This is a genomic window from Kosakonia sp. CCTCC M2018092, from assembly GCF_003864115.1.
GTDB lineage: Bacteria > Pseudomonadota > Gammaproteobacteria > Enterobacterales > Enterobacteriaceae > Kosakonia > Kosakonia cowanii.
The window spans coordinates 4561527-4584507 of sequence record NZ_CP034225.1; the positions used below are offsets into that span (position 1 = coordinate 4561527).

Here is a 22981-nt window from a genome sequence, read left to right on the forward strand (position 1 = left end):
CTAACACCTTGCTCATTGACCGTAAAGAAAGATGCGCTACAAACCAGTTTAGCATTAAACGCACTCTGTAAATTCCGAATTACATCCCCCGCTGCGCCTGTTGCGCGGCGCGAGACCCGCAATCGACCGTGAACACTGACACCCTAATGCAACAGTGTTAGGATGGTCAACGGACGAAATTGACGGTATCAAGCATGGTAGACAATGTTTTAAGAATTGCCACACGGCAAAGCCCGCTTGCTCTCTGGCAGGCACATTATGTAAAAGCGCGCCTTGAAGCGAGCCATCCGGGGTTAGCCGTTGAGCTGGTGCCGATGGTCACGCGCGGCGATGTGATCCTCGATACGCCGCTGGCGAAAGTGGGTGGCAAAGGTCTGTTCGTCAAAGAGCTTGAGCGTGCGCTGCTCGACAACCACGCCGACATCGCCGTGCACTCAATGAAAGATGTCCCGGTCGACTTCCCCGATGGACTGGGCCTTGTAACGATTTGCGAACGCGACGATCCGCGCGACGCCTTTGTCTCTAACCGCTATAAAGCGCTGGATGAACTGCCCGCAGGCAGTATTGTCGGCACTTCCAGTTTACGTCGCCAGTGTCAGCTGGCTGCGCTGCGCCCCGATCTGGTGATCCGCTCGCTGCGCGGCAACGTTGGCACCCGCCTGAGCAAGCTGGATAACGGCGAATACGATGCGATTATCCTCGCCGTCGCCGGCCTTAACCGCCTGGGTCTTAGCGATCGCGTACGCTGGGCGCTGCCGCCGGAAATCTCACTCCCGGCCGTAGGCCAGGGCGCGGTAGGCGTTGAGTGCCGTCTTGACGATGCGCGTACCCGCGCGCTGCTGCAGCCGCTGAATCATGATGAAACAGCGATTCGCGTCAAAGCCGAGCGGGCGATGAATACCCGTCTTGAAGGCGGATGCCAGGTGCCGATCGGCAGCTATGCTGAACTGATTAACGGTGAACTCTGGTTACGCGGGCTGGTTGGCGCGCCGGATGGTTCGACGATGATACGCGGCGAGCGCCGCGGCCAACCGGAAGATGCAGTAAAAATGGGTATTTCGCTGGCCGAAGAGCTGCTGGATAACGGCGCGCGCGCCATTCTTGCTGATATTTACAACGGAGAAGCCCCCGCATGAGTATCCTGGTCACCCGTCCCTCTCCCTCCGGGGAAGAATTAGTGAGCCGACTGCGCACACTGGGTTTGGTGGCCTGGAGCTTTCCGTTGATTGAATTCACGCCGGGTCGAGAGCTGCCTTTATTACCTGAGCGGCTCGCAAGGCTCGGCGCGAATGACCTCGCGTTTGTCCTGTCACAGCACGCTGTCTCCTTCGCGCATGCCTATTTGCAGCAGGCTGGTCTCACTTTCCCAACGGAACCGGCCTGGTTTGCCATCGGACGCACCACCGCGCTCGCGCTGCATACGGTAAGCGGCATCGATGTGCGCTACCCTCATGACCGGGAAATCAGCGAAGTGTTGCTACAATTACCTGAATTGCAAGATGTTCAGGGCAAGCATGCGCTAATCTTACGGGGCAACGGCGGACGCGAGCTATTGGCGGAAACGTTGACTGAGCGCGGCGCACATGTTGAATTTTGCGAGTGTTATCAACGCAGTGCAAAATTTTATGACGGTGCAGAAGAAGCGATGCGCTGGCATACGCGGGGTGTCTCAACGCTGGTGGTCACCAGCGGCGAAATGCTGCAGCAACTTTTTTCACTTATTCCTCCCTGGTATCGGGAGAACTGGTTACTTCGCTGCCGCCTGGTGGTGGTAAGCGAACGTCTGGCGAACCTTGCCCGGGAACTGGGCTGGCAAGAGATTCAGGTCGCTGACAATGCCGACAACGATGCGCTGCTTCGCGCATTACAATAACTCTCATAATGGGAAGCCATAATGACGGAACACGAAAACTCCTCCGCCGTGGTTGAAGAGACCAAAGCGGCTGACGGCGTAACGCCGCCGCCGGAGAAAGCAGAGAAGAAGAGACGCGCTAACAGGACCAGCCTCGCGCTAAGCGCGATCGCCATCGCTATTGCGCTGGCATCGGGCGCCGGGCTTTATGGCTGGGTGAAGCATCAAAATAAAACCCTGCAAACCAGCAATGGCGAAATCGCCGACCAGCTGATCGCGCTGCAACAGACGCAGGATAAGCAGCGTAGCGAGCTGGAAGGGGTGATTAAACAGCAGGCTGATGCGCTGGCGGCAGAAAAACGCCAGAGCGAAGCGCTGGCGAAGCAGCTTGATGAAGTTCAGCAGAAAGTCGCGACCATCTCTGGCTCCGATGCCAAAACCTGGCAGCTGGCGCAGGCCGATTTCCTCGTCAAACTGGCGGGCCGTAAGCTGTGGAGCGATCAGGATGTCACCACCGCGGCCGCGCTGCTGAAAAGCGCTGACGCCAGCCTGGCGGATATGAACGATCCGAGCCTGATTACTGCGCGCCGCGCCATCACTGACGATATCGCCAGCCTCTCCTCCGTGACGCAGGTCGATTATGACGGGGCCATTCTTAAGCTGAACCAGCTCTCCAACCAGATCGACAATCTGCGGCTGGCCGACAATAACGACGATGATTCGCCGATGGATTCCGACAGCGGCGAACTCTCAAGCTCCATCAGCGAGTGGCGCGTTAACCTGCAAAAAAGCTGGCACAACTTTATGGACAGCTTTATTACCATTCGCCGCCGCGATGAGACCGCCGTGCCGCTGTTAGCGCCGAATCAGGATGTCTATCTGCGCGAGAACATTCGCTCGCGCCTGCTGGTTGCGGCGCAGGCTGTGCCGCGTCATCAGGAAGAGACCTACAAACAGGCGCTGGATAATGTGTCGACGTGGGTTCGCGCCTACTACGACACCGACGATGCGGCCACCAAAGCGTTCCTCGAAGAGGTGGATAAGCTCGGCCAGCAATCTATCGCCATGGAGCTGCCTGAATCGCTCCAGAGCCAGCCTATTCTGGAAAAATTGATGCAGACCCGCGTGCGTAATCTGCTCGCGCAGCCCGCTGTGCCGTCTGAACAGGCGCCGTCCGCGCCCGCCGATGCAGCGCAGGGAGAATAATCATGCTGAAAGTATTATTGCTCTTTGCACTGCTTCTCGCCGGGATCGTGCTGGGCCCAATGCTCGCCGGGCATCAGGGTTATGTGCTGATCCAGACGGATAACTACAACATTGAAACCAGCGTCACGGGGCTGGCGATCATGCTGGTGCTGACGCTGGTGGTCTTCTTTGCGCTGGAGTGGCTGCTGCGTCGTATTTTCCGTACCGGTGCGCATACTCGCGGCTGGTTTATGGGCCGTAAGCGCCGTCGCGCACGCAAACAGACAGAACAGGCGTTGCTGAAGCTGGCGGAAGGCGATTATCAGCAGGTTGAGAAGCTGATGTCGAAAAATGCCGATCACGCAGAGCAACCGCTGGTTAACTATCTACTGGCAGCGGAAGCCGCCCAGCAGCGCGGCGATGAGATGCGCGCTAATCAGCACCTTCAGCGTGCCGCCGAACTGGCAGAGAATGACCCGATTCCGGTGGAGATCACCCGCGTACGTCTGCAACTGGCGCGCAATGAGAACCATGCTGCGCGTCACGGCGTCGATAAACTGCTGGAGATTGCGCCGCGCCATCCGGAAGTGTTGCGTCTGGCGGAACAGGCCTATATTCGCACCGGCGCGTGGACATCGCTGATCGACATCATCCCTTCAATGGCGAAAGCCAACGTTGGCGATGAAGAGCACCGTGACATGCTGCAACAGCAGGCGTGGATCGGCATTATGGATCAGGCGCGCGCCGATCAGGGCAGCGATGGCCTGAAGGGCTGGTGGAAGAATCAGAGCCGCAAAACGCGTCACCAGGTGGCGCTGCAGGTGGCAATGGCGGAGCACTTAATTGAGTGTGACGATCACGACACCGCGCAGGAGATCATCCTCGACGGCCTGAAGCGGCAGTATGACGATCGTCTGGTGCTGGTGATCCCGCGCCTGAAGACCAATAACCCGGAACAGGTTGAAAAAGTGCTGCGCCAGCAGATCAAGACGCAGGGCGATCGCCCGCTGTTGTGGAGCACGCTCGGTCAGTCGCTGATGAAACATGGTGAGTGGCAGGAAGCGACGATCGCGTTCCGCGCCGCGCTGAAACAGCGCCCGGATGCGTTTGACTACGCCTGGCTCGCAGACTGTCTCGACCGCCTGCGCCAGCCTGAAGAGGCCGCAACGATGCGTCGCGACGGTCTGCTGTTAACGCTGCAAAACAATCCGCCCGCTTAAGCCCTTCCCTTCGCGTTACAGAGTTTATCTGTGGCGCGAAGCCTCTCTTCTCCCGCCATAAAAAAACGCCTGTCAGCATACACTGACAGGCGTTAAAACAGGTCTTTGACAACTAATGGGTGCTTCACTCAACGTTATGCCCATGGTGTTTGATGAGGCCGAAGCGACATCTCTCGGTGGACGATAAGCACCATAAAACGGCTCTGCGTCATTCCTGAGTTTATGAGGCCAGAAGGCGAACATAAGAGATGGAATGAGCATCTACCCCTGTATTATTGCACATAGCGTGCCAACCCTGCATTAATAAACGTTATATCGCGCAACCTTTTAAGAAACCTCTATATTCAGGCTGCTGGTGGGCAGAGAGCGCTCTTCCTGTGCATCTCTATAGAGACAATGTGTCGCTGTGGGACGACATTTCTACGCGCTTTTAGGTAAAGCTATTCCAGTCAACAGGTTACGTGTAGCTGATAGGCGACAACGCCTGATAAGAATGTCGCTGAAGAGCAACAGCGAGAAAATGAGGAAAACCTGAACCGCAGAAAACAAAAAACCCCGCTTACGCGGGGTTCAAAATTGGTCGGCGAGAGAGGATTCGAACCTCCGACCCACTGGTCCCAAACCAGTTGCGCTACCAAGCTGCGCTACTCGCCGTTTTTACTGCTTTTTGACTTTTTTGTTCAATCAAAGTTGTGGTGCGAGGGGGGGGACTTGAACCCCCACGTCCGTAAGGACACTAACACCTGAAGCTAGCGCGTCTACCAATTCCGCCACCTTCGCATCGCCACGAAACTTTTTACTGCTAAATAATGGGGTGGCTAATGGGACTCGAACCCACGACAACTGGAATCACAATCCAGGGCTCTACCAACTGAGCTATAGCCACCACTGTAAATCTGTTCACGCGGTATCGTGATAATTCACGAACCACCGCAGCTCAAGCGCCGGGTTAAAATGGCGCGCCCGACAGGATTCGAACCTGAGACCTCTGCCTCCGGAGGGCAGCGCTCTATCCAGCTGAGCTACGGGCGCGTAGCGCCGTTGCGGGGGTGGATAGTACGGACTTCGGGGGCAGCTGTCTAGTGCTTTTTTGAAGAAAAATGCGCGTTTGGTTATGCTTTGCGCACTTTGTCTCTTATTCACCCACCCGAGGCGTTGCCGCACGGCGATCGAAGCCAAATAGCTTATATACCAGCGTTACGGCAGCCAGGAAGATTACGCCGACAAACAGCGACATACGGGTGTCTTCATTGAATCCCATGCCAATCAGCACGCAGACGAGGAAGGCCATAGTGAGCCAGTTCGCCCACGGGAACAGCATCGAGCGGAACGGATGGCTGGCAATCGCCTCTTTGTGAACCTTACGAAAACGCAGCTGGCTAATCAGGATCACGAACCACGGCACCATGCCCGGCAGCACGCTGGCGCTATAGACATAGACAAACACGCGCTGCGGGTTAGGAATGATGTAGTTCAGGCACGAACCGATCAGCAGAATGATAATAGAGATAGTCACGCCCACCGCCGGCACGCCGTTTTTAGAGACTTTGGCTACCGCTGCCGGTAACTGACGGTTCTTCGCCAGCGCATAGAGCATGCGGCCACAGCTGTACATCCCGCTGTTACAGCCGGAGAGCGCCGCCGTCAGCACAACAAAGTTGATGATGCCTGCCGCCGCGGTAATACCGATTTTCGCGAAGGTCAGTACGAACGGGCTGCCGTTGGTACCAATTTCATTCCACGGGAAGATGGTGACGATAACGAAGATTGCGCCAACATAGAAAATCAGGATGCGCCACAGCACCTTGCTTACGGCACTGCGCAGCGTCACCTGCGGGTTTTTCGCTTCACCCGCGGTAATACCAATCAGCTCAACGCCCTGATATGAGGCGACAACAATACAGAGCGCGGTGAGGAACCCTTTCCAGCCGCCTGCGAAGAAGCCGCCGTGCTCGGTGAGATTGCTAAAGCCGATGGAGTGACCGCCATTGCCAAAGCCGAAGAAAATCACACCCAGCCCCACGATGATCATCACAATGATGGTGGTGACTTTGATCATCGCAAACCAGAACTCAATCTCACCATACAGGCGCACCGCCGCGAGGTTCGCCAGCGCCACCAGCCCAACGGCAATCAGTGCCGGTATCCACTGGGCGAGATCCGGGAACCAGAACTGGACATAGACGCCAATGGCGGTGATTTCCGAAATCCCTACCGCCATCCACATAAACCAGTAGGACCAGGCGGTGAGATAACCAAAGAAGGGACTCATGTAACGATGAGCATAGACCGCGAACGATCCGGCGACCGGCTCGAGGAAGAGCATTTCGCCCATCGAACGCATAATAAAGAAGACGAAAAGTCCGGCAATTATATAGGCCAGCAGAACTGACGGGCCAGCCCACTTCAGGGTGCTGGCGGCGCCCATAAACAGGCCAACGCCGATGGTGCCGCCAAGGGCAATTAATTCAATGTGACGAGACTCCAGCCCACGCTGAAGTTCGGGTTGTTTTTCGGCCATAAATCCTCTGTTGTATTTGCTTCATGCTTCGCCCGCGTCGCGGGTTATTGTTATGAGTTTCCCTCATCCCCTAACAGGCCATGCTGCTCCGCCCCGCGAGAGGGAGGACGCAAAATGAGCGCGGCGCTGCAGTGAGAGAGCGAATGGTTTCTTAAATCGACGGAAATGGCAAACGATGTGTATAAAAAATCCTGGTGGCGCGCAATAAAAGAGCAGCCAGAGGAGAAAAGGCAGCGCATTGCGCCGCCGGAGGGGGTCAGAGTTTTCCGCTGTAGTGCCAGCGTAAATAGCGTAGCAGACGGAGCTGGCGCTTCAGCCGTGAAGGCTGCGATAACAGGCGGTATAGCCACTCAAGGCCGAGGTTCTGCCAGAATTTAGGCGCACGCTTAACATGTCCGGTAAAGACATCGTAGGTTCCGCCAACGCCCATATAGAGCGCATCCGGATAAACGAGGCGGCAGTCACGCATAAAAATCTCCTGCCGTGGCGAGCCCATCGCCACGGTGACAATCTTCGCCCCGCTGTAGCGGATAGCCGCAAACAGCGTCTCGCGCTGCTCGGGTTTGAAGTAGCCATCCCGGCAACCGACAACATTCACCTGCCACTGGTCACGCAGTTTCTGCACGGTTTGCGCCAGCACGTCCGGCTTACCGCCCACGAGGAACACCGGCGTACCCGTCTCCCCTGCCCTTGCCATTAACGCTTCCCACAAATCGGCACCCGCCACGCGGGAGACCTGCGCCTGCGGAAACTTTTTGCGTATCGAGCGCACGACGCTGATGCCATCAGCATATTTAAACTCCGCCGCCTCAATCAGGGTGCGAACCTCGGCATCATCTTCCAGCGTCAGCATCTTTTCGGCATTGATCGCTACCAGCGTACCCTGCTTCACGCGCCCGTCAGCGAAGAGATGATCCAGCGCGTGGGGCATATCGCGCCAGCCAATCAACTTCAGGCCGCGCAGGTCATACAGCGGTGCCGCCGTCTTGTCCGTCATGTTTGATCCTTTTTACAACTGGGAGAGCGGTTTGACCGCGCGCGTACCGCGACGCTGTATCAATCCGGCGCTATCGAATAGCCAGTACAACAGTTTCGCCGCCAGCAGGCAGAAAGCGAACACGGCGAGGAAAAAGACCACACGAGAGGCGAATGCATCCAGCCCTTCACGCGCCAGCACAATCATGTTGAAGATCGCCCCAAAGCAGAAGCTGTGCAGGATCGCCGCCTTGTAGCGGTTTGTTTCCCGGTTGCCCAGGTTATACACCCAGTCGAACCATTTGATGATCAGCCCCACCGCTGCCGCGCCCAGCGGAATAAACCACGCACCGCCCATCACCACTAATGAGCCAATCAGCGTCGGTGAAATCGCCAGCCCTGAGTGGTTATTCAGCACTTCCCAGGTAAAGTAGTTCGCAGTGTTGAGCACAATACCCGGGCGCGATGGCCACAGCCAGGTGGGGATAAAGACGTAGAAGTCGCGCACAATAGGCGCCAGCCCCTGAAACTCAATCTTGTCGTAGTTTTGCAGCAGCAGCGCGAGGTTTTCCCACGGCGAGAAGGTATCGCGCGTCAGGTAGAGGAAGGTGTAAAACGCTTCATCGCCGCGCACATCCAGCCCGTAGCGTTTCAGCGCCAGCCAGAACATGCCAACAATGCCGAGCACGCCCGCCGCCGCCAGCATCCACAACGAGATCCAGCCGCGAATAATGCCGATAAACAGGAAGATAGCGAAGGCAATGATGATATTGGCGCGCGTACCGCCAACAATCATGTAGGTCAGCAGGCCAAACGCCACGGTGCTGACCAAAAAGAAGAGCCAGGTCTGGGCATTCTGCCGCAGGAAGTAGACCACCAGCATCGCCGGAATAAAGAAATAGAAGAAGCGCTTCAGCGCTACACCGGAGACTTCGCTGGAGAAAATCTGGCTATAGGAGTGCAGACGGAAGAGTAGAAACCCGTTGTGCATAAAGAAGATACCGACGCTCACCAGCGCGATGGCCATCAGGATCACCCACGTCAGATGCGCCTCTACCCGGTTAATGGTAAAGAGCGGACGACGCGGCGTCAGCGACGACGAGGTGCGCAGCCGCGTTTTATAGGTCACATAGTAGATGCCATAGAAGCAGGTCGCCGCCAGGAGCGTCTGCATCAGGATATCGGGTGGTGCAACGCCAACGTTGAAGCGGAACACCAGCACGCTGGTCAGCGGAAAACCAAAGAAGAAGGTCAGCAAAAAGAGCAGCGAGAAGAAGACGTTAAAGTTAAAACGTACGCGGCGAAATTCGAACCAGGTGAGCGTGCCGATAAACAGCGTCGCCAACAGCCAGATAACAAACAGTCCGCAAAATTCGAGTGGGCTCATCCGTTGATCCCCGCAGCGTTAAGGAGCGCTTTGTGCCACAGCGTTTCGTAATTCGGGCTGAAAAAGGCGATGGCGTTTTTATCCACCGCTAATAGCTGGCGGCGGGCCTCACGAATCACCGCCTCATCCAGCGCATCGCCGGTAAAGAGGACGGGAATGCCTTCCGCCACCATATCGCGCCAGAAGGGGTTTTCACGGTTCAGCACACAAGGTACACCCGCCTGGATCAGCAGACACATCGTGCCAATCCCCTGCTGGCGGGCAAAAATGAAATAGCCCAGATCGCACTGCGCGAGCAGCCCGAGATAGGCATCAAAATCCATTTTCTCATCGAGGATGCGCAGGTTATCAGCGCTGAAGAGCGCCAGCCCGGCGCTGCGCACCGACGCGATATAAGCGTCGTTATTCGCCGGATAGCCCATCGGCACAATGATATTGACCGTATCGCCAAACTGACGGTGGATCGCCTGCAAAGCAGCAATATGCTCATTGCTGGCATCGCCGGAGTTGCCGACCAGAATCGTCAGCTTGCCCGTCTGCGGGCGCTCATCCGCCATATTGTTCAGCGCCGGATCCATACGCGTTGGGAAGTAGAGCAATTCACCAGGCACTTTAGGGTTACGTTCGGCAAACCACGCCAGATCGCCGCGGGTCGCGAAGATACGGCCTACGCGACGCTGCGCTAAACGGCGCAGCGGATAAAAGAGACGGAATTTCAGGCTGCGGGAGACCTCATACAGATCGGCGCCCCAGGCGTGCCAGTAAAATTGCTCGCGCTTGATAGCCCCTTGCAGCAACGCCAGCCAGAGATCGAAATTAAACTGACCATGAAAAAAGAAGCGTTGCTGACGTTGCGCTTTCGCCTGGGCAATTACCGCCTTTGCCAGCGTCTTTTTGTCGGGATAAAAATGCAGCGTCAGCGCAGGATAGAGCGCCCGCTGCGACTCGTCGCGCCCGACAACCATAAACTCGCGGGCATACTCTCCCGATGCCGCGAGATGGTCATTAAAGAAGCGCAGCACAGTTTGGTTATGGTGAGGGATATCCGATCCCAGTATGTGAATCAGTGCAGTCATGCCTTTTTACGCCAAATCAAAAAAACGCCGCAACAAACAGCGAAATAGATAATGTAGGTAGCCATGTAGGCCTGCGCCGCGCCCGCAGCGCCGTGCGCCGGGATAAGCCAGCGCGCGAAGAGCGTCAGCAGCGCAAACTGGCTTATCTCAGCCAGTATATAGAATCGCAGCGAAGCCTTCGCGATGACTAAATAGCCAAAGACGTAAGCCCCCACTTTCAATACATCCCCGACCAGCTGCCAGGCGAAGAGATCGCGCATGGCGATAAACTTCTCGGAAAAGAGCAGCCAAATTGCTACATCGCGCAGCAGCCAGACACCGAGGCTTACCGCCGCAACGGCAGGCAGAACAAAGCGCAATGACCTGCCGATTTCACGCGAGATCTCCTGCTTCGTCACCAGCCGCGACAATGTCGGTAACAGATAGACGCTAAACGAGGCGGTAATAAACTGCAGGTAAGCATCCGAGATGGTGCTTACCCCCTGCCAGATCCCCACGTCATCCCAGCTGTAATGAGCAGCAAGCTGGTTTCGCATCATCACGTAAGCCAGCGGCATCGTAAACGAGGTGATGAGCGCCATCAGGGTAAATTTACCCAGTTGGCCGGCCAAAACACGATCCCACTGCGGCGTAAAGAAACGCAACGGTATCGCTTTACGTCTCAGCAACATCGCCATTGCCGGGATCACCACCAGCGCGGGCACCAGCGCCAGCCCCAGCAGCGCACCCTGATAGCCGCCAATGCGATAACAGAGATACCAGGCCAGCACGCCAATGAGGCTACCGATAATCAGCGACAGCGCATTTCCTGCCGCATCGCGGAACCCCCTCAGCACTGCAAGTAGCAGGTTGGCCCAGGCGATGCCCATCTGCACCAGCGCGACTAAACGCACAAGGCCCTGATAGTGGGTATGACCAAACAGCCCCTGGCTGATGGGCGCAGCGGCCAGCAGGAACAGCAGCGCCAGCAGGGTAGAGAAACCGAGCACCATCGCCGATGAGGTGCCAACAACCACGCGCAGACGCGCGGGATCGTCATGAGACTGCGCCACAAACTTAGTGACGCCATTAAAAATCCCCGCGCCAGCCAGCACGCCAAGCACGGTAATCAGCTGGCGAAAGTTACCCGCCTGTCCGACGCCGGATGGCCCGAACGCCATCGCCAGCAGTTTGACCACCAGCAGGCCCGCGCCGATTTTGACCAGCGTGCTTGCGGCAGTCCAGAGCGATGCTTTTGCCAGCGACATATCAGTTGAAGTAGCTCAGAAGCGTGCTGATCACCGCCCGCTGATTGACCGACGTCAGGTTGTAGAAGAGCGGCAGGCGAAGCAACCGCTCACTCTCTTGCGTGGTATAGCGGTCTTCGCCGTGGAAGGTGCCGAACTTCTCGCCGGCCGGCGAGGCATGCAGCGGGATATAGTGGAACACCGCCATAATCTCCGCTTCCTTCAGGAAGGCAATTAGCTTGCTGCGATCCGCTTCGTCGCGCAGCTTAATGTAAAACATGTGCGCATTGTGGCTGCACTCTGCCGGAATCGAGGGCAGTTCAATGCGCCCGGTTTTTGCCAGCGGGGAGAGCGCATCATAGTAGTTTTGCCACAAGGCCAGCCGCTGCTGGTTAATGCGATCGGCCGACTCCAGCTGCGCCCACAGGTAGGCGGCCTGCAAATCGGCCATCAAATAGCTGGAGCCGATATCGCGCCAGGTGTACTTATCGACCTGCCCGCGGAAAAACTGGCTGCGGTTGGTGCCCTTTTCACGAATCACTTCGGCACGTTCAACCAGCGCGCGATCGTTAATCAGCGTCGCGCCGCCTTCACCGCCCGCGGTGTAGTTTTTGGTTTCGTGGAAACTGAAGCAGCCAATATGGCCAATGGTGCCTAATGCCCGCCCTTTGTAGGTCGACATCACGCCCTGCGCGGCATCTTCCACCACGAACAGCTTATGCTTTTGCGCGATCGCCATGATGGTGTCCATTTCACAGGCAACGCCCGCGTAATGCACCGGCACAATCGCGCGCGTCTTATCGGTGATCGCCGCTTCAATCCGCGTTTCATCAATGTTCATCGTATCCGGGCGGATATCGACGAAGACAATCTTCGCCCCGCGTAGCACAAAGGCGTTGGCGGTGGAGACGAAGGTGTAGCTCGGCATGATCACTTCATCGCCGGGCTGGATATCCAGCAGCAGCGCGGCCATCTCCAGCGATGCGGTGCATGAAGGCGTCAGCAGGACTTTGGCGCTGTGAAAACGCTGCTCCATCCACTGCTGGCAGCGGCGGGTAAAACCGCCGTCGCCGCATAATTTCCCGCTGCCCATTGCCGACTGCATGTAGTCAATTTCCGTTCCTACTACCGGTGGTGCATTGAAAGGGATCATAGCGTTACCTGTATAGCCATAAGGCGGTGCTTTCTACATTCGCGCCGCTCTGAATATATCGTTTAAGCGCGGCAGTATTCCCGAGCTGGGTCGCCACACGCACGTGCGTTAACTGCCGCGCTCGCGCCCACTGGCACGCCGCCTGCATCAGTTTCTCGCCCATACCGCGTCCGCCGAGCAGGCCAATACGCGCCTCGTGCTCATTAAGCTGGCGAAGGGAGACAAAACTGCTAATTGCATGGTCCTGCGCGCGGAAGATCAGGCACTGGTGGTCGAAAAGGCCTTTTACCGCGTTTTCAATCCACTGCGCGTAGAAACGCCCGCTCGCATCAGGCGCATACCAGGGCGCACGAAAGCGGCTCTGGACAAACATCTCAGCCGCCATCTGGCGCAGCGCGGGAATATCGCTTTTATCTGCCACAGTGGCGACGGGATCGATACCCTGTGCAGCAACCGGCAGGAGTAGATCGATCTCACCTTCGACCAGTTGAAAACCCTGCTGTTGCAGGGCATCAAGCTGATGGGGTTGCGCGGCGGGCAATTTCACCTGCAGGCGTTCCCACTGTGCAAAATCTGCGCCAGTGAGCGCGGGCGCGGAAGAATTCAGACGAATAATCCCACTGCGCACGCCAAAAAAGGCGCTTTCCCATGCCAGCTCTTCTATCGTGCCATGTACAGACATACTATGTCCTCAGCGCCAGACGCCTTTGGTATCAACGACCCACGGCTGCGAAATGGTGGCGGCATCAACCGCTTTAAACTGCTTATGGTCGACCAACATGACCAGCACATCGGCCTGCGCCAGCGCATCCTGGGTATTAACCAGCGTGCTCTGCCCGGCCATTTTCTCCGGCAGCGAGTGGATATTCGGTTCGACGACCAGCGTTTGACCACTGTGCCACTGGGCGATATCGTGCGCGATCTCCATTGCCGGGCTTTCACGCAGATCGTCAATGTTCGGTTTAAACGCCAGCCCGAAGCAGGCAATTTTAACCTCGCTGGCACGCTTGCCAGTCGCGGTGAGGCAATCGGCGACCGTGGCTTTCACCTGGCTCAGCACCCAGTGCGGTTTGTGATCGTTCACTTCACGCGCGGTACGGATAAGCCTTGCCTGATCGGGGTTCTGTGCCACGATAAACCACGGATCGACCGCGATACAGTGACCGCCAACGCCCGGGCCGGGTTGCAGGATATTGACGCGCGGATGGCGGTTCGCCAGGCGGATCAGCTCCCAGACGTTGATCCCCTGATCGGCGCAAATCAGCGACAGTTCATTGGCAAAAGCGATGTTAACGTCGCGGAAGCTGTTTTCCGTCAGCTTGCACATCTCAGCGGTGCGGGCGTTAGTGACCACACACTCGCCTTCAAGGAAGATTTTATAAAGCTCGCTGGCGCGGGCGGAACACTTAGGTGTCATACCGCCAATCACGCGGTCATTTTTAATCAGTTCGACCATTACCTGGCCCGGCAGCACGCGCTCCGGGCAGTAGGCGATATTGACGTCCGCCTGCTCGCCAGCCTGCTGAGGGAAGGTGAGATCCGGGCGCGCCTCGGCGAGCCACTCTGCCATCTGCTCCGTCGCGCCAACCGGCGAGGTCGATTCGAGGATCACCAGCGCGCCTTTATGCAGCACGGGCGCAATGGATTTTGCGGCCGCTTCAACGTAGGCCATATCCGGCTCGTGATCGCCTTTAAAGGGTGTCGGCACCGCAATCAGGTAGGCGTCTGCCGCAACAGGCGTGGTGCTGGCGCGCATGTAACCGCCCTCCACCGCCGCTTTTACTACGCTATCCAGTTCCGGCTCAACGATGTGGATCTCACCACGATTAATGGTCTCCACGGCGCGCGCGTTGATATCCACCCCCACGACCTGCTTCTGCCGGGAAGCAAAAGCCGCTGCGGTAGGCAGGCCAATGTAGCCGAGGCCAATCACGGAAATGGTTGTAAAGCTCATAGTGTTACCTGATTGTGTTTAAGTGCGTGCAAAATTCGGCCACAAGCCTGCCCATCCCCGTAAGGGTTGTGCGCGCGGCTCATGGTCTGCCATGCTTCATTGTCATTAAGCAGGAGCGTGACCTCATCCACGATGCGCTGGCGATCGGTACCCACCAGTTTTACGGTCCCGGCATCAACGGCTTCTGGCCGCTCGGTCGTGTCACGCATCACCAGCACCGGTTTACCCAGTGAAGGTGCCTCCTCCTGAATACCGCCGGAGTCCGTCAGGATCAGCCAGGCGTGGTTCATCAACCACATGAAGGGTAAATAGTCCTGCGGCTCAATCAAAAAGACATTTTCGACCGGCCCGAGAATGCGGTTTACCGGTTCGCTGACGTTAGGATTGAGGTGCACGGGATAAACAATCTGGACATCGTCATGCCGGGCAGCGATATCTGCCAGCGCATGACAAATCTGCTCGAAGCCCTGGCCGAAGCTCTCCCGGCGATGGCCGGTAACCAGCACCAGCTTTTTCTTTGCATCAAGGAACGGGTAACGGGCTGCCAGCGCCTCATATTGCGCGGGGTTGTTCATCACGCTATCGCGTACCCAGAAGAGCGCATCGATCACCGTATTACCGGTGACAAAAATGCGCTCATCGGCGACATTTTCCCGGCGTAGATTTTGCCGGGAGTTCTCCGTCGGCGCGAAGTGGTACATCGCCAGATGACCTGTCAGCGTGCGGTTAGCCTCTTCCGGCCAGGGTGAGGAGAGATCGCCGGTGCGCAGACCCGCCTCCACATGCCCCACGGGTATGCGTTGATAAAACGCGGCGAGGCTTGCAGCAATAGTGGTAGTCGTATCGCCGTGAACCAGCACCACATCCGGACGAAACGCTTCAAGAATGGGTTTTAATCCCTGCAAGATGCCGCAGGTAATTTCGGTCAGCCCCTGCCCGGGACGCATAATATTTAGATCGTAATCCGGGACAATAGAAAAGAGGTTCAGCACCTGATCGAGCATCTCCCGATGCTGTGCAGTGACGCAAACTCTTGCCTCAAAGTCAGGATCCTTTGCCAACGCATGAACCAGAGGTGCCATTTTAATGGCTTCTGGTCGCGTGCCGAATACGGTCAGTACTTTCACAACGATTCTCTTTAATTAGAGGATGGAGGCATAGCGCCTCCATCTCAGACGGCGTTTAGTTCGAACGGCGACGTGCTAACGCCACCCCAGCTCCGGTTAACGCACCGACAATTCCCCACATAATCATCAGGAAAGCACGACGCGGGCTGTCGCGTTTCACCGGCTCTTCCGGTGTACGCAGATATCGATAGGTCTGAAAACGCGGATCCAGCGTCGGGCCGACGTTGAGAGTATTCAGCATCGCCCGGTTTTGATCATAGTCCAGATCGTATTGCGGCCCCACCGCCTGCAGGTTTTCCAGACGTGCCTGCAGCATCGGGCGACCAAGCATAAAGAGTTCAGAATCCGGCAGTTCATCTGTCGGAATATCGGTCACATTGCGCGAGATGTTGTTTTGCTCAGCGATTTTCAGCGCCTGCTCAACATTGTGGACGCGCCGTTTGTAGATAGCTTTCGCCACCTCTTCCTGACGTTTCACCTGCGCTTTCATCTGAATAGTCCGCGCAGCCCATGCACCTTTCAGTTCATCATTCAGATGGCTGGCGGCACGCTGGCTGGCGAAAGCAATGTATTGACGCAGCAGATTGTTGGCGTCCGGCGCGGTTTCGGCGATCAGCTTGACGTTGTCATTCTGGTTGCGCACGGCATCACCCGGCGTGTACTGAATATTGTTGATGAGGTCGTCAAGCATCGCGGCATCCGCTTTGCTGTTGCCGACACGGCGCTGCTTGTAATAGTCGGTTTGCGACCAAAAATCACGACGCGTGTCCCAGGCAGCAAGCTGCATGATGAACTCTTTATACGCCTCATCCATGACAGAAACTTGCTCTGCTGGCGCAAGGTTCGCTTTAACATCCAGGTTGCGCAGAAATTGCTGCTGAGAGTAGTAACCGCCAAGCATGTTGACGGTTGGGCGGTCGGTAACAGCGGTGGCTCCCCACTCCTGGGGAGCAAAAAAGGTCCAGACCAGCGCCAGCAAAGAGAAGAGCAGCGCTACGCCAGCAATCCAAAATTTTCCTGCCCACAAAGTACGAAACAAACCCCGAATATCCAGTTCATTTTCCGTAACAGCTGAAGGTGTTTCCGACGCTTGTTGAATCATCGCTTTCCCGATTTTACTTGGTTAGTGTTGATTTTTGACCTCTGCTACGGCGCATTCTGCGTTTGATCCGTTTGATAAAACGCGCCACTTTCCATGCGCGCTTAATACAGTAGCCATACAGAAAGAATGCTAGCAAGAATAATGCCAACATCACCCATTCAGGGACCAAATGAAGATATTCCGCAGTCACGCCAATCGTTGCCAGCAGCGCAGCGGCAAGCGTAATGAGAACGAATGCCTGGCGAGAGGTAAAGCCAGCGCGCATGATCAGATGGTGAATGTGTTGGCGATCGGGAGAGAAAGGACTCATGCCTTTACGCAGGCGACGGTACATAATCGCTACCATATCCATCAGCGGAATGGCGATTATCCACAGCGCCGTCACCGGGCTAATAGGGTGAGTTTTGCCCTGCGTAGTTTCCAGTAAAATCCAAATCACGGTAAAGCCGATGAGCGTACTCCCGGCATCACCCATGAAGACTTTGTAGCGGCGCCCAAGCACGCCCAGGTTGAGCAGAATGTAGGGCAAAATCGCGGCAATCATGGCGAAGCACCACAGCGCGAGGCTTGATTGGCCATCGAACCACAGAATGAAGCCAATCGCGGCAAACGACACACAGGAGAGCCCGCCAAGCAAACCGTCGATACCGTCAACCATATTAAAGGCGTTGATCGCGGCCCACACGGCAAAGAGCGTCAGCAGGTAACCGAACGGGCCGAGAACCATCTCCCATGAACCGAAGATGTAACCAAGGCTGCTGAGGTAGAGTTTACCGACCACCATCATTACGACGGCGACCAGGGCCTGAACAGAAGCACGGAATTTAACGCTGATATCGAAGCGATCGTCCAGCGCGCCAATTAAAACCAGCGCGCCGGCGCAAAGAAGATAGAGAGCGGCGTGAGGAATATAGTAGTTTGTGATCCCAAAGGTAAAGCAGATACCCGCATAGACCGAGATGCCACCAACCAGCGGTATCAATCCCTGGTGACGCTTACGGAAGTTGGGCTTGTCAACCAGACCGATCCGTTTTGCTACTTTGCGCGCAACAAATAAGAAAAGCATAGTAAACAAAAAAATACTGAATAATTCAGTAAAAGCAGTGAGTAGATTCACAATGCATGCTCTCAGCTAATGTTTATCCTAACAGTATAACGACAGAGCTATGGCCCATAAAAGGAGAAAGCGAGCCTTACGCTGATATTATCTTTTTCTTTTAAACCAGCAGATATTTTGAAGATCAATAACCTATCCGGTCTCGCCAGCCCTGGATAATGCCTGGTCCAGTGCCTATAGCGTATAGCCCACCAATGAAAAACGCCACGTAAAAACGTGGCGCTTCGGGGGTTTATTTAAATTAAGAGCGCTTCATCATGTCGAAGAACTCATCATTCGTCTTCGTCATAGCCAGCTTGTTGATGAGGAACTCCATCGCATCGATCTCACCCATCGGGTGAATGATTTTGCGCAGGATCCACATTTTCTGCAGCTCTTCCTGTGTGGTGAGCAGCTCTTCTTTACGGGTACCGGAGCGGTTGTAATCAATCGCCGGGAAGACGCGTTTTTCTGCGATTTTACGTGAGAGGTGCAGCTCCATGTTACCGGTGCCTTTAAACTCTTCGTAAATCACTTCATCCATCTTCGAACCGGTATCGATCAGCGCCGTCGCGATAATGGTCAGGCTACCGCCCTCTTCCACGTTACGCGCAGCACCGAAGAAACGCTTCGGACGGTGCAGGGCGTTCGCATCCACACCACCGGTCAACACTTTACCGGAAGCCGGAACAACGGTGTTATAAGCACGCGCCAGACGGGTGATGGAGTCGAGAAGGATAATGACATCTTTCTTATGCTCAACCAGACGTTTCGCTTTTTCGATAACCATTTCAGCAACCTGCACATGGCGGGAGGCCGGTTCGTCGAAGGTTGACGCAACCACTTCACCTTTCACCAGGCGCTGCATTTCCGTCACTTCTTCCGGACGTTCATCAATCAGCAGCACCATCAGCACGCAGTCAGGATGGTTGTAAGCGATGCTCTGCGCGATATTCTGCAGCAGCATGGTTTTACCGGCTTTCGGCGGTGCCACAATCAGACCACGCTGACCACGACCGATCGGCGAAGCCAGATCGAGAACGCGGGCAGTTAAATCTTCAGTAGAGCCGTTACCACGTTCCATACGCAGACGAGAGTTCGCGTGCAGCGGCGTTAAGTTCTCGAACAGAATCTTATTGCGCGCATTTTCCGGTTTATCGTAGTTCACCTCGTTAACTTTCAGCAGTGCAAAGTAACGTTCACCTTCTTTAGGTGGGCGAATCTTACCTGAAATGGTGTCACCGGTGCGGAGGTTGAAACGGCGGATTTGGCTGGGGGATACGTAGATGTCGTCGGGGCCGGCAAGGTAGGAGCTGTCTGCGGAACGGAGGAAACCAAATCCATCCTGCAGAATCTCCAGCACACCGTCGCCGAAGATATCTTCGCCACTCTTTGCGTGCTGCTTCAGGATGGCGAAAATGATGTCCTGTTTGCGCATACGGGCCAGGTTTTCCAGCCCCATATTTTCGCCGAGAGTGATAAGCTCAGAAACCGGCGTATTCTTTAATTCGGTAAGATTCATAATGGTGTGGGTTCTTAAACTCGGGGTGATACTCGAACTTAATGTTGTGAATGGTATGGCAGGGTCATCCATGCCTGTTAGCGGCCATCAACTCATGTCTAATCGGTGCCTGGTCACAGGAGAGTACGCAGAACTGAAACGATAAGACGGAATGAGCGACAAGCCCGGAATCTGTCTACTTCTCAACGCGGCTGAGATGCTCAGCGGGAAGTATTGGGGTAATGCAAGGTTCAAACAACTATAGATATGTTTAGAACGAAGTCAAAACTAAATTAGCACGGCTGGGGTCGGGCGTCCAGCAATCCTGGCAATTTAGGAGAGCTGGCCGCACCGATGCGAGTCTGGAATTACGCCAGGTTAGCGTCCAGGAACTCTTTCAACTGACCTTTGGACAGTGCGCCCACTTTGGTCGCCGCCACTTCGCCGTTTTTGAACAGCAGCAGGGTCGGGATGCCACGGATACCATACTTCGGCGCGGTGCCTGGGTTCTGGTCGATGTTCAGCTTCGCAATGGTCAACTTGCCTTCGTACTCATTAGCGATCTCATCCAGAATCGGGGCGATCATTTTGCACGGTCCACACCACTCTGCCCAGAAATCAACGAGCACGAGCCCGTCCGCTTTGAGTACATCCGTGTCAAAACTATCGTCAGTCAGGTGAATAATTTTATCGCTCATATATAACTCCACAGGAATAAGCCTGGCATGTTGGTGTAGCATAAAACAGCAACGTGTTGATGCCACAATAGCCAACTAAAGGTTGACTTTATTTCACCGGATACGCTTTCGTAAAGCAATAGTAAGCTGATATTCTACCACACTATGAGCAAAACACATTTAACAGAACAGAAGTTTTCCGACTTCGCCCTGCACCCAAAAGTGATAGAAGCCCTTGAAACTAAAGGCTTTCATAATTGCACGCCTATTCAGGCTCTCGCCCTTCCGCTGACGCTGGCGGGTCGTGATGTTGCAGGTCAGGCGCAAACCGGTACCGGTAAAACGATGGCGTTTTTAACGTCAACGTTTCATTATCTCCTCTCTCACCCTGCAATCGAAGACCGTAAAGTTAACCAGCCGCGCGCGATTATCATGGCGCCGACACGTGAACTTGCGGTGCAAATTCACGCCGATGCAGAGCCGCTGGCACAGTCGACAGGGCTGAAGCTGGGTCTGGCTTACGGCGGTGATGGCTACGACAAACAGCTGAAAGTGCTGGAAAGCGGCGTCGATATTCTTATCGGCACCACGGGTCGTATGATCGATTACACCAAACAGAACCATATTAACCTGGGCGCGATTCAGGTCGTGGTGCTGGACGAAGCCGATCGTATGTACGATCTGGGCTTTATTAAAGATATCCGCTGGCTGTTCCGCCGTATGCCGGCAACCGATCAGCGCCTCAATATGCTCTTCTCCGCTACGCTCTCCTACCGCGTGCGTGAACTGGCATTCGAGCAGATGAACAACGCAGAATATGTTGAAGTGGAACCGGAACAGAAAACCGGCCACCGCATTAAAGAAGAGCTTTTCTACCCGTCTAACGACGAGAAAATGCGTCTGCTGCAGACCCTGATTGAAGAAGAGTGGCCGGATCGCGCCATTGTTTTCGCCAATACCAAACACCGCTGTGAGCAGATCTGGGGCAGCCTGGCCGCCGATGGTCATCGCGTTGGCCTGCTGACGGGCGACGTGGCGCAGAAGAAACGCCTGCGTATCCTGGATGAGTTCACCCGTGGCGATCTCGATATCCTGGTTGCGACCGACGTCGCAGCGCGTGGCCTGCACATTCCGGCTGTAACGCACGTCTTTAACTACGATCTGCCGGATGATTGCGAAGATTACGTTCACCGTATCGGCCGTACCGGTCGCGCGGGTGCCAGCGGCAACTCGATCAGCCTTGCGTGTGAAGAGTACGCGCTGAACCTGCCGGCAATTGAGACCTACATTGGTCACTCCATCCCGGTCAGCAAATATAACCCGGATGCGCTGCTCAGCGAGCTGCCGCCGCCGAAGCGCTTAACGCGTTCTCGCCCGGCTAATGGTCCGCGCCGTAGTGGTGGTGGCGCGCCGCGTAATCGTCGTCGTTCAGGTTAATTACTATGCTCGGTTCCGCCTCGCTCTACGCAGCTATTGATCTCGGTTCCAACAGTTTTCATATGCTGGTTGTGCGCGAGGTGGCTGGCAGTATCCAGACTCTGTCGCGTATTAAACGCAAAGTTCGCCTGGCGGCGGGCCTGAGCCAGGACAATCGCCTCTCTCAGGAGGCGATGGAGCGCGGCTGGCAATGTCTGCGCCTCTTTTCCGAACGCCTGCAAGATATCCCGCAACAGCAGATCCGCGTGGTGGCGACCGCCACGCTGCGTCTGGCCGTCAATGCACATGAGTTTCTCGACAAAGCGCAGGAGATCCTCGGCTGTCCGGTACAGGTGATCAGCGGCGAGGAAGAAGCGCGTCTGATTTACCAGGGCGTTGCCCACACCACCGGCGGCGCGGATCAGCGTCTGGTGGTCGATATTGGTGGCGCAAGCACGGAACTCGTGACCGGCACCGGGGCACAAACCACTTCGCTGTTCAGCCTGTCGATGGGCTGCGTTACCTGGCTCGAGCGCTATTTCACCGATCGTCATCTGGCGCAGGAGAATTTCGACACCGCAGAGCAGGCGGCGCGCGAAGTGCTGCGTCCGGTCGCGGATGAGCTTCGTCGCCACGGCTGGAAAGTGTGTGTTGGCGCGTCTGGCACCGTGCAGGCGCTGCAAGAGATTATGATGGCGCAGGGCATGGATGAGCGCATCACCCTTGCCAAACTCCAGCAGCTTAAGCAGCGCGCGATCCAGTGCGGGCGGCTTGAAGAGCTGGAGATTGAAGGGCTGACGCTTGAGCGCGCGCTGGTCTTTCCCAGCGGCCTCGCCATTCTGATCGCCATTTTCACCGAAATGAACATTGAGAGCATGACTCTCGCCGGCGGTGCGCTGCGCGAAGGGCTGGTTTACGGCATGCTTCATCTGGCGGTCGATCAGGATATTCGCAGCCGTACCCTGCGCAACATTCAGCGCCGGTTTATGGTGGATATCGATCAATCGAGACGTGTCTCAATGCTGGCGGAGCGATTCGCGCAAAGTGTTTCGACAAGCTGGGATTTAGACGCTTACAGCACTGAAATCCTGCATGTCGCCTGCGAACTGCACGAAATCGGCTTAAGCATTGAGTTTAAGCAGGCACCGCTTCATGCCGCCTGGCTGGTGCGTAACCTCGATTTGCCGGGCTTTACCCCCGCGCAGAAAAAGCTGCTCGCCACGCTGCTGCTTAACCAGACCAATGCGGTCGATCTCTCCTCTTTGCACCAGCAAAACGCTGTTCCGCCGCGCGTGGCGGAGCATCTCTGCCGCTTGCTGCGGCTGGCGATTATTTTCGCCAGCCGTCGTCGTGATGATTTGCTGCCGGAAATCTCCGTCACCGCGCAGGGTGAACAGCTCACGCTGGCGCTGCCGCCGGGCTGGCTGGCGAGCCATCCGCTGGGCGCAGAACTGATCGATCAGGAGAGCCAGTGGCAAAGCTACGTTCACTGGGCGCTGATTATTCGCTAAGA

At 56.0% G+C, this 22981-nt stretch carries 20 protein-coding genes and 4 tRNA genes; 6 read left to right on the top strand and 18 right to left on the bottom strand.

Translation table 11 applies throughout. The features are described 5' to 3' along the window. Positions 1 to 194 precede the first annotated feature (194 nt). The 4 genes from hemC to hemY are packed head-to-tail and all read left to right on the top strand — an operon-like array spanning position 195 to position 4257. Positions 195 to 1136 carry a hydroxymethylbilane synthase gene (gene hemC, locus EH164_RS21465; RefSeq protein WP_034812856.1) on the top strand — a complete coding sequence of 314 codons (942 nt, stop codon included), beginning with the start codon at positions 195 to 197 and terminating at the stop codon, positions 1134 to 1136. Next, positions 1133 to 1873 (top strand): uroporphyrinogen-III synthase, encoded by a 741-nt coding sequence (hemD, locus tag EH164_RS21470; RefSeq protein ID WP_124970848.1) that lies wholly within the window; start codon positions 1133 to 1135, stop codon positions 1871 to 1873. Before hemC ends, hemD begins: the two co-directional genes overlap by 4 nt. A gap of 21 nt (positions 1874 to 1894) precedes the next feature. Then, positions 1895 to 3058, top strand: a complete 1164-nt coding sequence (gene hemX, locus EH164_RS21475) for a uroporphyrinogen-III C-methyltransferase (protein ID WP_124970851.1) — start codon at positions 1895 to 1897, stop codon at positions 3056 to 3058. Between the two features lie 2 nt (positions 3059 to 3060). After that, a complete protein-coding gene (gene hemY, locus EH164_RS21480) occupies positions 3061 to 4257 on the top strand; it encodes a protoheme IX biogenesis protein HemY (RefSeq protein WP_023479581.1) in 1197 nt (398 codons plus the stop codon). Positions 4258 to 4834: 577 nt separating this feature from the next. Here the strand turns inward: hemY and EH164_RS21485 are convergent. The 18 genes from EH164_RS21485 to trxA form a co-directional block, all read right to left on the bottom strand. Further along, positions 4835 to 4911: transfer RNA gene (locus tag EH164_RS21485), tRNA-Pro, on the bottom strand. 39 nt (positions 4912 to 4950) lie between these two features. Further along, positions 4951 to 5037, bottom strand: a tRNA-Leu gene (locus EH164_RS21490). 30 nt (positions 5038 to 5067) lie between these two features. Further along, positions 5068 to 5143: transfer RNA gene (locus EH164_RS21495), tRNA-His, on the bottom strand. 69 nt (positions 5144 to 5212) lie between these two features. Further along, a tRNA-Arg gene (locus tag EH164_RS21500) sits at positions 5213 to 5289 on the bottom strand. Positions 5290 to 5392: 103 nt separating this feature from the next. Next, the gene (locus tag EH164_RS21505) at positions 5393 to 6778 is read right to left on the bottom strand and encodes an amino acid permease (protein WP_023479594.1); all 1386 of its coding nucleotides are present in this window, start codon (positions 6776 to 6778) and stop codon (positions 5393 to 5395) included. A 256-nt stretch (positions 6779 to 7034) separates the two neighbouring features. Further along, the gene (gene wecG / locus EH164_RS21510; protein ID WP_124970854.1) at positions 7035 to 7775 is read right to left on the bottom strand and encodes a lipopolysaccharide N-acetylmannosaminouronosyltransferase; all 741 of its coding nucleotides are present in this window, start codon (positions 7773 to 7775) and stop codon (positions 7035 to 7037) included. 12 nt (positions 7776 to 7787) lie between these two features. Continuing rightward, on the bottom strand, positions 7788 to 9140 hold the full coding sequence (wzyE, locus tag EH164_RS21515) for an ECA oligosaccharide polymerase (RefSeq protein ID WP_124970857.1): 1353 nt from the start codon (positions 9138 to 9140) through the stop codon (positions 7788 to 7790). Next, a complete protein-coding gene (locus EH164_RS21520; RefSeq protein WP_124970860.1) occupies positions 9137 to 10216 on the bottom strand; it encodes a TDP-N-acetylfucosamine:lipid II N-acetylfucosaminyltransferase in 1080 nt (359 codons plus the stop codon). The genes wzyE and EH164_RS21520 overlap by 4 nt, the downstream gene beginning before the upstream one ends. After that, positions 10213 to 11463, bottom strand: a complete 1251-nt coding sequence (gene wzxE, locus EH164_RS21525; RefSeq protein WP_124970863.1) for a lipid III flippase WzxE — start codon at positions 11461 to 11463, stop codon at positions 10213 to 10215. The genes EH164_RS21520 and wzxE overlap by 4 nt, the downstream gene beginning before the upstream one ends. Position 11464: 1 nt before the next feature. After that, positions 11465 to 12595, bottom strand: a complete 1131-nt coding sequence (gene rffA, locus EH164_RS21530; protein ID WP_124970866.1) for a dTDP-4-amino-4,6-dideoxygalactose transaminase — start codon at positions 12593 to 12595, stop codon at positions 11465 to 11467. A 4-nt stretch (positions 12596 to 12599) separates the two neighbouring features. Beyond that, a complete protein-coding gene (gene rffC / locus EH164_RS21535; RefSeq protein WP_124970869.1) occupies positions 12600 to 13277 on the bottom strand; it encodes a dTDP-4-amino-4,6-dideoxy-D-galactose acyltransferase in 678 nt (225 codons plus the stop codon). Positions 13278 to 13286: 9 nt separating this feature from the next. Next, entirely contained in the window at positions 13287 to 14549 is a 1263-nt protein-coding gene (gene wecC / locus EH164_RS21540; RefSeq protein WP_124970872.1) for a UDP-N-acetyl-D-mannosamine dehydrogenase, read from the bottom strand. Continuing rightward, positions 14546 to 15676, bottom strand: coding sequence for a non-hydrolyzing UDP-N-acetylglucosamine 2-epimerase (wecB, locus tag EH164_RS21545; RefSeq protein ID WP_023479595.1), 1131 nt, complete (start codon positions 15674 to 15676; stop codon positions 14546 to 14548). The genes wecC and wecB overlap by 4 nt, the downstream gene beginning before the upstream one ends. A gap of 55 nt (positions 15677 to 15731) precedes the next feature. Next, complete coding sequence (gene wzzE / locus EH164_RS21550) at positions 15732 to 16778, bottom strand: ECA polysaccharide chain length modulation protein (protein ID WP_023479608.1); 1047 nt, start codon at positions 16776 to 16778, stop codon at positions 15732 to 15734. A gap of 13 nt (positions 16779 to 16791) precedes the next feature. After that, positions 16792 to 17895: a UDP-N-acetylglucosamine--undecaprenyl-phosphate N-acetylglucosaminephosphotransferase gene (gene wecA, locus EH164_RS21555; protein ID WP_124970874.1), complete on the bottom strand. Its 1104-nt coding sequence runs from the start codon at positions 17893 to 17895 to the stop codon at positions 16792 to 16794. 241 nt (positions 17896 to 18136) lie between these two features. Then, positions 18137 to 19396 carry a transcription termination factor Rho gene (gene rho / locus EH164_RS21560; protein WP_023479599.1) on the bottom strand — a complete coding sequence of 420 codons (1260 nt, stop codon included), beginning with the start codon at positions 19394 to 19396 and terminating at the stop codon, positions 18137 to 18139. Between the two features lie 87 nt (positions 19397 to 19483). Further along, positions 19484 to 19582, bottom strand: a complete 99-nt coding sequence (locus EH164_RS21565) for a rho operon leader peptide (RefSeq protein WP_124971653.1) — start codon at positions 19580 to 19582, stop codon at positions 19484 to 19486. Positions 19583 to 19743: 161 nt separating this feature from the next. Beyond that, positions 19744 to 20073, bottom strand: coding sequence for a thioredoxin TrxA (gene trxA, locus EH164_RS21570; protein WP_023479590.1), 330 nt, complete (start codon positions 20071 to 20073; stop codon positions 19744 to 19746). A gap of 144 nt (positions 20074 to 20217) precedes the next feature. Between trxA and rhlB the strand changes: the two genes are divergently transcribed. Together rhlB and ppx are read left to right on the top strand one after the other, a co-directional pair. Then, positions 20218 to 21489 carry an ATP-dependent RNA helicase RhlB gene (rhlB, locus tag EH164_RS21575; protein ID WP_023479570.1) on the top strand — a complete coding sequence of 424 codons (1272 nt, stop codon included), beginning with the start codon at positions 20218 to 20220 and terminating at the stop codon, positions 21487 to 21489. A 5-nt stretch (positions 21490 to 21494) separates the two neighbouring features. Continuing rightward, positions 21495 to 22979, top strand: a complete 1485-nt coding sequence (ppx, locus tag EH164_RS21580) for an exopolyphosphatase (RefSeq protein ID WP_124970877.1) — start codon at positions 21495 to 21497, stop codon at positions 22977 to 22979. Positions 22980 to 22981: the final 2 nt, after the last annotated feature.

Coding starts and splice junctions, on each gene's coding strand:
- hemC (WP_034812856.1), top strand. CDS start 195: ATGGTAGACAATGTTTTAAGAATTGCCACACGGCAAAGCCCGCTTGCT.
- hemD (WP_124970848.1), top strand. CDS start 1,133: ATGAGTATCCTGGTCACCCGTCCCTCTCCCTCCGGGGAAGAATTAGTG.
- hemX (WP_124970851.1), top strand. CDS start 1,895: ATGACGGAACACGAAAACTCCTCCGCCGTGGTTGAAGAGACCAAAGCG.
- hemY (WP_023479581.1), top strand. CDS start 3,061: ATGCTGAAAGTATTATTGCTCTTTGCACTGCTTCTCGCCGGGATCGTG.
- EH164_RS21505 (WP_023479594.1), bottom strand. CDS start 6,778: ATGGCCGAAAAACAACCCGAACTTCAGCGTGGGCTGGAGTCTCGTCAC.
- wecG (WP_124970854.1), bottom strand. CDS start 7,775: ATGACGGACAAGACGGCGGCACCGCTGTATGACCTGCGCGGCCTGAAG.
- wzyE (WP_124970857.1), bottom strand. CDS start 9,140: ATGAGCCCACTCGAATTTTGCGGACTGTTTGTTATCTGGCTGTTGGCG.
- EH164_RS21520 (WP_124970860.1), bottom strand. CDS start 10,216: ATGACTGCACTGATTCACATACTGGGATCGGATATCCCTCACCATAAC.
- wzxE (WP_124970863.1), bottom strand. CDS start 11,463: ATGTCGCTGGCAAAAGCATCGCTCTGGACTGCCGCAAGCACGCTGGTC.
- rffA (WP_124970866.1), bottom strand. CDS start 12,595: ATGATCCCTTTCAATGCACCACCGGTAGTAGGAACGGAAATTGACTAC.
- rffC (WP_124970869.1), bottom strand. CDS start 13,277: ATGTCTGTACATGGCACGATAGAAGAGCTGGCATGGGAAAGCGCCTTT.
- wecC (WP_124970872.1), bottom strand. CDS start 14,549: ATGAGCTTTACAACCATTTCCGTGATTGGCCTCGGCTACATTGGCCTG.
- wzzE (WP_023479608.1), bottom strand. CDS start 16,778: ATGATTCAACAAGCGTCGGAAACACCTTCAGCTGTTACGGAAAATGAA.
- rho (WP_023479599.1), bottom strand. CDS start 19,396: ATGAATCTTACCGAATTAAAGAATACGCCGGTTTCTGAGCTTATCACT.
- trxA (WP_023479590.1), bottom strand. CDS start 20,073: ATGAGCGATAAAATTATTCACCTGACTGACGATAGTTTTGACACGGAT.
- rhlB (WP_023479570.1), top strand. CDS start 20,218: ATGAGCAAAACACATTTAACAGAACAGAAGTTTTCCGACTTCGCCCTG.
- ppx (WP_124970877.1), top strand. CDS start 21,495: ATGCTCGGTTCCGCCTCGCTCTACGCAGCTATTGATCTCGGTTCCAAC.